Consider the following 13017-nt stretch of genomic DNA (forward strand, 5'->3'; position numbering starts at 1 on the left):
GACTCTGTTTCGGCTATTCACACCCCAGCCGCACAGGGAAATCGCCGCACAGGGAAATCGCCGCACAGGGAAATCGTCGCGGCGGGCAAACGTGGTCGCAGTGGAAGGCGGGGGTGAGGCGGGATTTGCCAGTCGATTTCGGAAACAACCGGACACAAGCATTCTACCAGTCCGGGGGGCTGCCGCAACAGAGTTTTTGGTAGGCGTGCTACGCCGCTCACGAAAGCTCGGACGCAACGCCTCGCACCGCCATACTGCGGCGGATTGGCCGCAATGTCCGCTTTTGGGGTGCTCGACACCGTACGTCCCGGTGGGATTTATCGGGGCGATCGGAGGCACTTCGCAGCAAGATTGCCCCCGATCGACCAGCATGTTTCGGCAGCCGCCCCGGATCGACTAACGGACGCAATTCGAGATTTTCTCCAGCATCGCGTCTCCGTCGCTGGCGATTGGGTTCCGCTCACTCGGCCGCAATCTCCCGCCGCAATCTCGCGCCGAACGACGTCACAGAGGGAGCGTCCCCATGCGGTTCGGGGGCGGCTACCGAACGCGTTCACGATGCAAATCGGTTTGTCTCTAGCGTCCCTGCAAGACCGCCTCGGCGATTCGTTTGCCAACTCCTTCAGCCGAAGCCGGATTTTGACCAGTGATGAGCCGACCATCCGCTACGACGCTCGATTGAAAGTTGGCTGATTTTTGCATCGTCGCACCACGTTGACTCAGCGAGCTCGACAGCAGGAAAGGAACCGTGTCGGCAAGCCCCACCGCGCGTTCTTCGTCGTCGGTAAACGCCGCTACCGTTTTTCCATCGACCAGATACCGACCGTTGGAAAGTTTGACATTCACCAGCGCTGCGGGACCGTGACATACGGCTGCAACCACACCACCGGAATCATATTGCTTCGCGAGGATCCCTTGCAACGCTTCGTTACCAGGCAAGTCCCACATCGCACCGTGGCCGCCGACGACAAAGATTGCCGAGTAGTCCGCTGGATTCACTTGCGCAATCGGCTTGGTCGATGCGAGTTGCTTGCGAACTTGCGGGTTGGTCCAAAACAGATTGACCACTGGATCTTCTAACTTCAATGCATCTGCCGGAGGTTCGCCGCCTTTGACGCTGGCGAATTCGACAGCGATGCCCGCATCGGTCAACACTTTCCAAGGATGAGCAGCCTCGGGAACGTAATAGCCGGTCTTGCGATCCAGGTCGCCCATCTTGGAATGACTCGTCAATACGAACAGGGCGGGCTGAACATCGACGCGGGCTGCATGGGGCTTCGTCGCCGGAGACTCCGCTTGAGACGAAGCAGTCAATTGAAACAACGAAAAAATCGTTACCGTGGAAAGTGCAATCAAAAGGGTGCGTTTCATCGTGGTTCCTTTGGGGGGGACTAAGTGGGTTTCAGTCGACGTGGCCTTCGATCACTGAAGCAGCGAAGTGAATGAGCGGACGATGAAGCGATCATCGATACGGAAGTGCCCATGAAGACGTTGGCCCGGTGAGGTGCCGTGCCGTGAGGTGCCGTGAGGTGCCGTGCCGTGCCGTGACACTTCGTGACCAAACCGAAGTGCTGATCCGAGTGGACGACACACCACGCTACCTCAATGCCGTCGGCGTGGTTCCGCCCGCCAAAAATTGTCAGTTTTTGTTTCGATTCGCTTGGTGGGGAGCGAATTCTGGCGAATCTCGCTGCGTGCAGTCACGCCACTTTTCGATCGCGAGTGAACCGACCGGCGCTGACGTGCGTGCTGATCGTCGGAACGCTACACCACGCGTTCGGGTTGAATTTCCACGGTCGACCGGAGGCACTTCCCCGCAACAATGCTCTCGATCGACCAGGATGTTTCGACAGCGGTCTCCGGATCGACTATTGGATGCTGTTCAGAAATTTCTCTAGCATCGTGTATCCGTCGCTGGCGATTTTGTTTCCGTCGGCGGCATCGTTGGGGTCCAGTCCGTTGGCCGTTTCCCACTGGTCGGGCATGCCGTCGTGATCGGCATCTTGCACCGCGACGGAGCTTTTCAATTCTGGCCAGCCACCAACATCATTTTGCGAATCGATGATGCCCGTGACCTTCGATGGGTCGGCCACTTTTTTCACCGTGTCGTAAATGCCCTCGTAGGTTGCTGTCCCCGTGCGTGTTTCCTCGACAATTCGTGTGTCGATTGAATCACGCCGCGGCAGGTTCGCGCCGGCAGTGGCCAGGACGGACTGAAACGCGTCGGCCGGCGTCTGCTGATGGATCGGCATCGCGTCCCACGGTTGGTCAAGCTTAACGAAGTTCCCGCCGCGAACTCCCGTCCAATTGTCGTCGGATACCGAAGGGCTGCCTTCGACGAAGTTTCCGGCAACGTACCAGCTGCCTTTGTCGTCTGGTCCGCGCGATGATGGATCGGCTATTTCGGCCTTACGCGCTGGATCCGTTGCGGGCCCAGGCTTGTAATAGTTGGCCACCATATTGATGTTCGAAAAAGTGAACTTGTCGCTGCCCTTCTGGACGGCTTCCCCGCCGTAACAACTGCGATACCCCCAGTTGTACAGAACATTGTTGCGGTAATCGGTGTTGCCACAGCCGGATGCGAAACGCGGATTACGGCTGGAGTGATTGGCGATCAGGTTGTGGTGGTAGGTGCTGTGGTTGGATCCCCAGATGCCGCCGAATCCATGCTGGCTCTTGCTGTGGTTCGAATTGAACATGCTCTCGGAAATCAAGCACCATTGCACCGTCATGTTTTCACAGTGGTAGATCGACATCGTTTCGTCGACGCTCCAGCTTGCCGAGACATGGTCCAGAATCAGATTCTTGACGTACCTAGCCGAGATGGCATCGGCGTCTTTCCCGGACTCGTCACCGAATCGCACTCGGATGTATCGAATGATCACTTCATCAGCGCTGATCATCAACGGATAACGTTTGATGCAGATGCCATCGCCCGGTGCCGTTTGCCCGGCGATCGTGATGTGAGAGTTTCGGATCCGCAGGTCGCTGTTCAAATCGATCGTGCCGGAGACTCGGAACACAACCGTCCGTGGACCCTTGGCTTCGACGGCGTCGCGCAGGCTGCCTTCGCCAGAGTCATTCAGGTTGGTGACTTCGAATACCTTTCCACCGCGTCCCCCTACCGTGTGCTTGCCGTATCCTTCGGCACTCGGGAATGCCAAAGGGCTCGCCGCAAAGCAAGCGGAACCTACCGCCGCGAAACCCATCAGCGTCATGGTCATGAAAATGGTTTTTAGAATCATTCGTTTTCTCTCGGGGTGGACTTGGTCGATGGAAGCGATCGGTCGATGAAAAATCATGGATGCTTTGGCCTGGCAATGGCGGCAAAAGTCTTGCCGATCGTTCATCGCCGGCGCTATGTTTCGCTGGCTACTGGATTTCGATCACCACGCGTTGGTATCGGGACAACGCTGGCGTGCCGTTGTCTGTCACCTCGCAAATGACATGGATGGTTTGTCCCTGTTTGCCTTGGTCGGGAACGACCACGGATGCCATTGGGGTGCCGGCATTTTGAATTTCGACTGCACCGCCGTAGGTGCCCGCTTCCTGGTACTGCCACCATCGGTAGGTCAGCAGGTCATTGTCCGGGTCGACGGTCTCTTCGGCGTTCATCGGGATCGTCGTCCCAGGCGGCGCCTGGAAGTCCAACGGATTGGTCAACGTAACGACCGGCGGATGGTTGGCACCATCGAACGGTTCGACACACCAGTCGGCCCGTGCTGCGAAGTCGTTTTGCATCGCTGCGGTCCAACGCCAAATCGGCTTCAAGTATTGCGTCAGCTCGCGGTCATCGGGGATTGCTTGACGCAGCCGAACACGCCCCCATGCCGAATCGCCATACCATCGGCCTGCGGGATACTCGTACGTTGGATCGGCCACTGGATCCAACCATGTGTTGTCTCGAACCCGGGTATAGCGACCACCCCAGCCACCCCAGTCGGGAGATTCAAGACTGCGCAACCCTGTGGGGATCGTGTGCAAGAATGCTGGCGAATCGCCTTCGGATCGGAAGTCGCCATCGACAAAATTGCCTTCGTCCGAATCGCGATTCGCCGTCGTGTGCGATTGGTACAGCGAACACAGTGGGCCGTGATCGGCCAGCACGTTTTGCTTCATCCACTGGCCCGCAAAGTATGTCTGCTGTTCGGCCGGAAGATACTTTTTCCAGTGATAGAAGATGGCGATGAATTGGTCCGAGATGATCGTCGGAATGTTGTACTTGCCCCAGTGCGGACGGATGTAGGACTGGTAAGTCGAATCCTGTTCCCAGATGAAAAAGAACCGCAGTTTTTGCGCCACGTAGGCCATCTTGTCGGGATGGTCGTCTTCGATCGTTTTCAGCGCTCGGGCGATCGTGTTGGTACCACCCCACGCTTGAATCCAGATCGGACGGTCATCGGATTCATCCAGCAAGACTCGGGCGATGTGCTGGGATCCCGGCGTGATTTCATCCATCTCGCCCTCGGTTTTTACGTTCCCCAGAAACGTTCTTGCTTGCAGGAAATCGGCTGTCGGATAGCCACTGTCATGCTGAATCAGGTTGGGGTGAACCGCGGCGTAGGCTTTCAAGTACGGCTGAACCCAATCGTCACCAGCCCATTTATGCCCATGCCAGTGATACTGAGAACTGGACGTCACGATCCCTTCGATATCCCATTGGTTGGCATACAGCAAGAATCGAACCATCGAGCATTCGTCATCAATCTCGCCGTCACTGGTAACGATGACACGCGGCTTGTCGGAAGATTTGGATGGATTCGAATCGCGAAGCAATTCAATCTTCGGGATCCAGTCACCGTCGAAGTTCACAGCGGTCGTGTTACGCGCCTTGAAGATGTTTTCCTTGGTGTATTCGGCCGCTTCTTCGTCGGTCAATTGATGAGTCCAAGGAAGGCGATTGTCGCTTTGAGACCCCGGTCCGTGGTTTTTGTATTCAGCGTAATACGCGGTTTGGTGGTTGGGGCGGCCTTTCCACGGCGACCATCCTTCGGCTCGGATATGCGATCCAAGATCGCAGTTCAAAAAGACGACTCGCGCCGCGTTTCCCCATGGTCGGCCCAGTGCCGCGCGGGTCACATCTTCGTCGGCGTGCTTTTCGATCTTGCAGTTTTGGAAGACGTACCCAAATTGATTGACGTGCTTGCCGTTTTTTAATTTTTGGCTGTGCGCCGTGATCGTCGAATTTTTGCGACAGACGATCGTGCAAGCTTCGAACATTGCGATGCCATCGCCGTAAATGAAATCCGTTGTGCCTTCGATCCGGCAATCCTTGTGGTACGACCGGTTGTTGCCACCGGTGTAGTAAGTGTCTTGGAATCCCATGATTCGGCATTGAAAAAACACCGACCGATCACCATCCATTCGCAATGCTGCCGCCTGTCCTCCATCGATGCCGGATCGACTGTCGATCGTGTTTTGAAAGGTTACGTTTTCCGCGTAGAAACCATCCGCCATCACTCGAGTGCTGGCGTAGTCGGACGTCTTTCCGCCGTAGTTGTTGAAGGTCAGGATCGTTGTTTCGGACGATTCGCCCAGCAGTGAAAGGTTGATGGCGTCCGAAGGCACACGAATCTTCTCTTTGTACGTGCCTGGCTGGATGAAGATCGTCGTGCGTATTGATTGGTTCTTTGGCACTGCGTCGATGGCGTCTTGCACCTTGCGGAAATCGCCACTGCCATCGGCGGCAACGACGAAGTCGGCAGCTTCAGCAGTGAAACCCATCAAGATGCCAAGCAATGCGAATACGGACAAACCGATCCACGCAAGTTTTCGTTTCAAGTGCGTCATGGTCATGCGATCCTGGCCAGTTGGCGTCAGTTTTTTGCTTCTCGGGGGCGAATTTTGGGGCCGCGTTTGAGGCGGGAGGCCGGGAGGGTTAACGAGAAAGAGCGATTCGGTTGGTTTGGTTCGTTGTGGATGGGAAGTTCAAGTTCAAGTTCAAGTTCAAGTTCAAGTTCAAGTTCAAGTTCAAGTTCAAGTTCAAGTTCAAGTTCGAGTTCGAGTTCGAGTTCGAGTTCGAGTTCAAGTTCAAGTTCAAGTTCGAGTTCAAGTTCGAGTTCAAGTTCGAGTTCAAGTTCGAGTTCGAGTTCAAGTTCAAGTTCGAGTTCAAGTAGGGATACAGTTCAAAAACTTAAACTCGAACTTAAACTCGAACTCGAACTTTCTTCCCCCGCACCCACTCCCGCACCTATCCGCTACCCCGGTCTACCGGTCTCCCTCGATCACCTCCTTCACCCGTCCCACGTCCGATCTAATCAGTAACATCAACGATCACGCGGCTATACCGCGTCAACGCTGGGGTCCCTTGGTCGGTCACCGCCAAGATGATGTGCATCGTTCCCGTTTTGGGTTCCATGACCAAGCGATCGGGGACGGTGAACGAAGCCTGGGGCTGATCAAAGTTGTCGATCGCCAATGGCTGACCCGAGCGCGCCGTTGAAGTCGTGAACGTGCCGACTTCGGGGTAATAGAACCACTGGAACGAAAGTTCATCCCCGTCCGGGTCCGTGCTGCCAGCGGCGCCAAGTTTGACGACGTCGTCGCGTTTGGCGGTGATGGTCGACGGGTGATCCAGCTTGACGATGGGCGGGTGATTGGCCTGGGCGTACGGCTGTGTGGTCCAGTCGATGCGGGCGGCGAAGTCATTCTGATAGGCACTTCGCCAACGCCAAATCGTTGCATGGTTGCTGGTGTGCCAGTTACCGTCAAAGCCTTTCACTTCGTCGACAGTGTTGGTCCATAGCGGCCTCGTTTCGGGTTCCTGGAACCACTTTTGCATTCGCGGTTGGTACAGTTCATAACGACCGCCCCAACTGCCCCAATCGGGATGTTCTAGGTCGTTGAGTCCATTTTGGACCAGGCCCAGAAAGCTAGGGGTATCGCCTTCCATCAAGTATTCGGTGTGGGGATGTTGTGCGCCCAACGGGCCGTGGTTTTGGCGGATGTGCTGGTCCAGCCAATCTTTGTCAACGATGCTGAAGTCGGCTCCGGTGAAACGAGCGTGAAATTGATCGCCGCTAATGCCGCTCCACGTGGCATAGTGATACGCACCGCCGGCGTGAATGCCGGGACTGGCGATGTAGAACAGGTTCGGAAAGGTTTTGCGGATCCACGGTCCGCTATTGTCCTGATCCGAGATCGTGTAGACACGCAGTTTGGCAACGAACTTGGCAAGCTGTTCCGGTGTTCGTGTGGATTGAACTTTCCACAGCGCCTGGGCCAAGACGTTCGGTCCGCCCCATACTGTCACCCATAGCGGCCGCGCGTCGTCGCGATCGACCGCTGCGATCAGCCATTCCGACCCCGTGGAATCCTGGCCTTCCCCCACCGCGTTCATGCCATAGTCAGGTCGCCCCTGGCGTATCACCGATAACAGTTTGTCGGCCGTCGGGTAGCCCGGTTCATGCAACAACAGGTTCGCTTGCACATCGCCATAAGCCTTGACGATTTTTCGGATGCGATCCGGTGCCGTGCGTTTCTGTTGATGGATGGACGTGGTGGCGACCAAACCTTCGATGTCAAATTGATTGGCGTACGTCAGAAAACGCACCATCGATTGAGCGTCGTCGGGTTCATTCTCGATATCCGTCAGAACAAACACGCGATGTTTGGACTCCTCGGCATACGAGAATTGGCCCAAGCCCAGAATGATGACGACAAACAGCCAAAAGGTCGAACAAGATTTCATCGCACGGTAACTCACGTGATAGCCGGTGACTGGTAAACGTTTCGCTTGAAGCAATCCGTGCTCTGGGGCAAACTCACAAAATGGATCGCATCGCTTTTCACTGACTTTGCCAGCGAAATCAAATTCACTCGGTCGGTTCGAAAATGATTCGGCGATAGCTGGATAGATGGTGATCTCCGTCGTCCGTCACTTCACAGATCACATGGAACGTCTTTCCTGCCGAACCATGGGGGACTTCGATGGAGGCAACGCTCTTGTCGCCGTTTGTGATTTTGACGTCGCCGGGCAAGGTGCCAGCGGCGGACAACACCCACCAATGGAACGTGAGCTTGTCGTCATCGGGATCGGAGGAACCGGATGCGTCCAGGGTGACGGTCGATCCTTGCTTTGGATTCCGGGTCAGGATTTCGATGCCTTCGCTGTCGTCGATCGTGACGTTTGGATTTCGGTTTCCGGTTCCATCATTGGCCCAGTCCATGCGAGCGGCAAAGTTATTGAACGTGGCCGGATAGAAGTGTCGGTGCAGTGATGTGCACGTTGCTTTGGCGTCGCCATCGTGGTTCGTATAGCAAAACGTCGTGCCGTCTTCACCTTTGCCCCAGGTGGAATATCCACCCCAACCGCCTTGATTGGGAACGTTGGGATCGTTCAGCCCAACGGGCATCAGATGCAGAAACGCAGGCGTATCGCCTTCGACTCCGTATTTGTATTTCGGGTACACCTTTCCCAGGTTCCCGTGGTTTTGGATGTGCTTGGCGTATTCAGGCCAGTTCTTTTTTCCAGTTCCGTTTTGGAGTTTCCAGGCGCATTCGTCCCAGATGAAAAACAGGTCGTCGGCGAATTCCTTTCGTAACCACTGATGCGAACTGTCGGAATACGGGGTGCGTTGTTCGCGATCCTGGTCCGTGATCGTATACACGCGAAGCTTGTTTAGAAACTTTTTGAACTCCTCTTCACTGCGGTCTTGCTGGACGCGCCAAACGGCTTGGGCAAGCGTATTGCCGCCACCCCAAACGGTGATCCAAACCGGGCGGTCGTCATCTTCGTCAGCCAATTCGATGATCAGTTTGCTGCCGGGGGAATCGTTTCCTTCGCCGACATGTTCTGCGCCGCGTTTTTTACTGCCTAACATCGTGCGGTCACGAAGATACTTTGGACTAGGCCAGTAACCGATTTCTTGCCGCGTTTCGTCTTTCTGGTGCTGGGTTTGGCTGGACCGTTTTTGGAGATTCGGCAGGTCCTTTTCGTACGCGTTGACCGCGTCATGGATCAGTCCGATGAAGTCATCGCGAGTCTTGTCCAGGCTCCAACCCGTGCTGAAGACCAGACCTTCGATTTCCAGCATGTCCGCATGAACCATCAACCGAACCAGGGATTCGCTGTCATCGGTTTCCCAGGTGGAAACATCGGTCAACACGACCATTCGAGGTTTAGGCGGTGCCGCATCTGACGTCTTGGCTATAGCGAAAAACGCAAACAGGACGGCGAAAGTTGTAACGGCTTTCGGCATCGATCTTACCCATCGATATCTCTCAGCGGCTTTCGCTGCGGGGTTCGGTTTCTGGTTGGTCGAAGTCTTCATTTGCTGATCCATGGGGTGAGTTCATCGGAAGTGGGAAATGACGTTTGTGTGCCGATTCGAGTGACGGAAATGGCGGCGACGATGCGGGCGATGCCGGCCGCGTCTCGTAATTCCAGGCCATCTGCCAACGACACGGCTAAGGCTGCGGTGAAGGCGTCTCCGGCGCCCGTGGTGTCGACCGCGGCTACGCTGATTGCGGGAAGGTGTGTAGGACCAGTGTCGTCCAGCACCAATGCGCCTCGACTGCCCATCGTCAGGACGACCTGCTGGACGCCTCGCCCTCGCAGACGCTGTGCAGCACCGATCGCATCGTCGAAACCTTCGAGTGTCTGAACCTCGCGTGACGGTATCTCGGGTGCCTGAATCTCGGGTGCCTGAATCTCGGGTGAAGGGCCGACCCGTTCGGTGTCAGCCGGTTTTGTGGTCGTCTGTGGACAATCGGCAAGCACTGCGATCTCCGTCATGTTCGGAACACAAACATCGCAGAGTTCCAGAAGTTCGTCGGTGACGCATCCCACCGGTGCGGGCGTTAGGACGGTCGTCACGCCCGCGGCACGCGCGATTCGCATCGCTGCTAGGGATGCTTCGATCGGGGTTTCCATCTGGCACAGAACCAAGTCGGCTTGTTCAATGAATGACGCTGCCGCCTGGATGTCGGTGGCAGTTAAGCCGTCGTTGGCACCGGCGACCACGATGATGCAGTTCTCTGCGTGATCATCGACAAGGATCGCGGCGGTGCCGGTGGGCAGATTGGCATCCTTTTGAACGAAAGATGTGTCGATGCCATCGGCTTGGTAGCCGTGGATCGCCTGATCGCCGAAGACATCGTTTCCGACGCGTGCGACGAAGGTGACTTGCGCGCCCAGTCGGGCTGCTGCGACAGCTTGATTGGCACCTTTGCCACCCATTCCCTGATGCAGCGAACGGCCGGCCAATGTTTCCCCAGGCAGCGGTAGTCGCGGTGTGCGGAACGTCAGATCAACGTTGGCCGAACCAATGACACAGATACGACTGGATCTCTTGAATTCATTCATGGGATGCTAGTCTTCCTGTTGATTCATTCGGTCAATTGCAACGGCCGCTAGAATCACAAAGCCTTTGACCACTTGTTGCCAGAACGGCGAAACGTTTAGCAGGAACAGGCCGTTATTCAGGATGCCGATGATCAAACAGCCCAGCACAGTACCGATCACACTGCCACGCCCACCCGAAAGCGAAGTGCCACCAATCACTACCGCAGCGATCGAATCGAGTTCATAGCCGAGTCCCGCGTTGGGCTGGGCGGAATCGAGTCGGGCGGTGACGATCAATCCGGCGACGGCCGATAGCATCCCGCCCAGGGTGTAGACGGCGACCTTGACCCGTTGGACCGGCAGTCCCGTCAATCGTGCTGCGCGTTCGTTACCGCCGACGGCATAGATGTATCGGCCGAACCGCGTCTTGCGTGTCAACACCACAAAGACACCGACCAACGCGGCCGTGATCCAAACCGGTACCGGAATGGAAAACAGGATCCCTGTACCAAGGAAACCGAAGGACGACCCCAGGCCCGTCACGGGGAACCCGCCAGTCCACAACATCGTCAGACCTCGAGCGATGCTGAACATGCCCAACGTCGCGACGAACGGTGGAAGCTTGAACCGGGTGATCGCCAATCCGTTGAACAAGCCACAGGCAGCACCGGCCAGTAAGCCCGCGACGATCGATCCGAATACCGTGAAGTCCAACCCCACACCCAGTGTTGGAATCGCTACACCGTTCTTCAGAAGGCCCGCGGCGATCGCACTGGAAAGTGCCAGGATGGCGCCGACGGAAAGGTCGATTCCACCGGTCAGGATGATCAGTGTCATGCCAATGGACAAACACAGATTGACGGAGATCTGGCGAAGAATGTTCAGACCATTGTCGGCCGTCAGGAATCTGTCCGACAGCATGCTGATGGCAACGACCATTAGCACCAGCGCGATCAGCGACTGGAACTTCATCAGTTGTTCGCGGTTGATCTTCAACATGGCCTGGGGATTGGTAGGGTTCGTTTTTTGGGGGGGCGAATTTGTTCGACGGTTTCGACGGGGGTGGGGTGAGTGTGGCCGAAATCCGAAGTGATTTTGGTTATGGGATTGTGGCTGAACTGCATGCCACGGATGGCGGCGGACTGGAACGGTGGCTTCCCGGCAATGCCGCACGCATGATCTTTTCTTCCGTCGCATCTTGGCGGCTGAATTCGCCGCTTACGCGGCCTTCACAAAGCACCAGAATGCGATCGGAAATCGCCATGACTTCGGGCAGTTCGGAAGAAACCGCCAACACCGTCAAACCTTCGCCGGTCAACTCGTTGATCAAGGAATAGATTTCGTTTTTGGCTTGGATGTCGATCCCGCGTGTGGGTTCATCCAACATCAACACCTTGGGCTCGGTCGCGAGCCATTTGCCGAGAATGACTTTCTGTTGGTTCCCGCCGCTTAGATTGCGGATCTTCTGGTGCAGTGACGGCGTCTTTACCCGGAACCGCTGCAGTGATTTTTCAACTTGACGAAGCTCTTTACGGCGGTTCAAAAATCCGAAACGCTGGGCACCATCAAGGCTAGCCAAGTTGGCGTTTTCGGCGACGGTCATCGGCAAGACCAACCCATCACGTTTCCGATCCTCGGGGACCAACGCCAACCCGTGCGCGATCGCGTCGCCCGGCGAACGAATCGAAACGGGATGACCACCGATCAAGATGTCGCCGCTGCAAGATCGATGGTGCAATCCAAACAAACATTCCAGCAACTCCGTTCGGCCCGCACCCATCAATCCGAAGATGCCTAAGACTTCGCCTTGCTTGACGTTCAAACAAACTCGGTTGACTAAGAAATCGCCAGGCCGTGTTGGATGTTTTAGCATCATGTTTTCGACCCGCAAAACCTCCTGGTCCGTCGCTGACGACGTCTGAATCGATGTTTTGACATCGCGGCCAGCCATCATTCGTACGATTTCATCGCGACTAATGTCACCGATCGCGGCGGTGCCGATCGTGTGACCATCTCGCATCACGGTGACTTCGTCGGCAATGTGATTCAGCTCTTCTAACCGGTGAGTGATATAGACGATGGCGACGCCCTGTTTTTTCAGGTCGGCGATTCGTTGGTACAGCACTTCGGTTTCATGTTCCGTGATCGCCGATGTCGGTTCGTCCATGATCAGAATACGGACGTCGCCGGCAAGCGCCCTTGCGATCTCGACAAGCTGCTGTTGCCCAACTCGCAGACGCCCGACCGGTGTCGTCGGTGACACATCCAAATCCAGACGCTGCAACCATTCCGCGGCATTGCGATTCATGACGCGGTAATCGATCATCCCAGTCCGCGCAAGTGGTTCCCGTCCTAGGAAGATGTTCTCTGCCACCGTCAGGTCGGGGACCAGGCTTAGTTCCTGGAAAATCATGGCGATACCGTGGTCGCGTGCATCACGCGGGGTGGTCAATCGCACAGGGTTTCCGTGAATCAGTAATTCGCCTTGATCCGGTGCCAGTACCCCCGCCATGACATTCATCAGCGTCGATTTGCCCGCCCCGTTTTCGCCCAACAGAGCTGTCAGTCGACCGCTGCGCAGCGTCAGGTCAACGCCCTCCAGCGCTTTCACACCGGGAAACGACTTCGATATCCCGCGCGCCTCGAACACGATATCGCTGATTTCCACGAACGTCATTCTTCCGAAATTGAGTGAGGGTGGGTCGTGCCAAATGCCATCACGACTCTTGGCG

General features: G+C 56.2%; 9 protein-coding genes. 1 reads left to right on the forward strand and 8 read right to left on the reverse strand.

The genetic code is table 11. From position 1 onward, the window contains the following. Positions 1-576: 576 nt before the first annotated feature. From K227x_RS09650 to K227x_RS30385, 3 genes are all read right to left on the reverse strand, one after another. Positions 577-1371: a type 1 glutamine amidotransferase domain-containing protein gene (locus K227x_RS09650; RefSeq protein ID WP_145169313.1), complete on the reverse strand. Its 795-nt coding sequence runs from the start codon at positions 1369-1371 to the stop codon at positions 577-579. Between the two features lie 497 nt (positions 1372-1868). After that, complete coding sequence (locus K227x_RS09655; RefSeq protein ID WP_246146703.1) at positions 1869-3245, reverse strand: pectate lyase family protein; 1377 nt, start codon at positions 3243-3245, stop codon at positions 1869-1871. 127 nt (positions 3246-3372) lie between these two features. After that, entirely contained in the window at positions 3373-5790 is a 2418-nt protein-coding gene (locus K227x_RS30385) for a pectinesterase family protein (protein WP_218933888.1), read from the reverse strand. 110 nt (positions 5791-5900) lie between these two features. Here K227x_RS30385 and K227x_RS09670 point away from each other — a divergent pair, with 110 nt between their 5' ends. Further along, positions 5901-6116: a hypothetical protein gene (locus tag K227x_RS09670; protein WP_218933889.1), complete on the forward strand. Its 216-nt coding sequence runs from the start codon at positions 5901-5903 to the stop codon at positions 6114-6116. 137 nt (positions 6117-6253) lie between these two features. Here the strand turns inward: K227x_RS09670 and K227x_RS09675 are convergent, their stop codons facing one another. The 5 genes from K227x_RS09675 to K227x_RS09695 form a co-directional block, all read right to left on the reverse strand. Further along, entirely contained in the window at positions 6254-7690 is a 1437-nt protein-coding gene (locus tag K227x_RS09675) for a DUF1593 domain-containing protein (protein WP_145169314.1), read from the reverse strand. Between the two features lie 124 nt (positions 7691-7814). Further along, positions 7815-9200 (reverse strand): DUF1593 domain-containing protein, encoded by a 1386-nt coding sequence (locus tag K227x_RS09680; RefSeq protein ID WP_145169315.1) that lies wholly within the window; start codon positions 9198-9200, stop codon positions 7815-7817. Positions 9201-9268: 68 nt separating this feature from the next. Continuing rightward, a complete protein-coding gene (locus tag K227x_RS09685; RefSeq protein ID WP_145169316.1) occupies positions 9269-10306 on the reverse strand; it encodes a ribokinase in 1038 nt (345 codons plus the stop codon). A 6-nt stretch (positions 10307-10312) separates the two neighbouring features. Next, complete coding sequence (locus K227x_RS09690; RefSeq protein ID WP_145169317.1) at positions 10313-11284, reverse strand: ABC transporter permease; 972 nt, start codon at positions 11282-11284, stop codon at positions 10313-10315. Positions 11285-11384: 100 nt separating this feature from the next. After that, the gene (locus K227x_RS09695; RefSeq protein ID WP_145169318.1) at positions 11385-12962 is read right to left on the reverse strand and encodes a sugar ABC transporter ATP-binding protein; all 1578 of its coding nucleotides are present in this window, start codon (positions 12960-12962) and stop codon (positions 11385-11387) included. Positions 12963-13017 lie beyond the last annotated feature (55 nt).

The organism is Rubripirellula lacrimiformis, assembly GCF_007741535.1.
GTDB classification, from domain to species: domain Bacteria; phylum Planctomycetota; class Planctomycetia; order Pirellulales; family Pirellulaceae; genus Rubripirellula; species Rubripirellula lacrimiformis.

Bases quoted from the DNA above. Each gene is read 5' to 3' on its own strand.
- K227x_RS09685 (WP_145169316.1), bottom strand. From the start codon at position 10,306: ATGAATGAATTCAAGAGATCCAGTCGTATCTGTGTCATTGGTTCGGCC.
- K227x_RS09675 (WP_145169314.1), bottom strand. From the start codon at position 7,690: ATGAAATCTTGTTCGACCTTTTGGCTGTTTGTCGTCATCATTCTGGGC.
- K227x_RS09650 (WP_145169313.1), bottom strand. From the start codon at position 1,371: ATGAAACGCACCCTTTTGATTGCACTTTCCACGGTAACGATTTTTTCG.
- K227x_RS09690 (WP_145169317.1), bottom strand. From the start codon at position 11,284: ATGTTGAAGATCAACCGCGAACAACTGATGAAGTTCCAGTCGCTGATC.
- K227x_RS30385 (WP_218933888.1), bottom strand. From the start codon at position 5,790: ATGACGCACTTGAAACGAAAACTTGCGTGGATCGGTTTGTCCGTATTC.
- K227x_RS09655 (WP_246146703.1), bottom strand. From the start codon at position 3,245: ATGATTCTAAAAACCATTTTCATGACCATGACGCTGATGGGTTTCGCG.
- K227x_RS09680 (WP_145169315.1), bottom strand. From the start codon at position 9,200: ATGCCGAAAGCCGTTACAACTTTCGCCGTCCTGTTTGCGTTTTTCGCT.
- K227x_RS09695 (WP_145169318.1), bottom strand. From the start codon at position 12,962: ATGACGTTCGTGGAAATCAGCGATATCGTGTTCGAGGCGCGCGGGATA.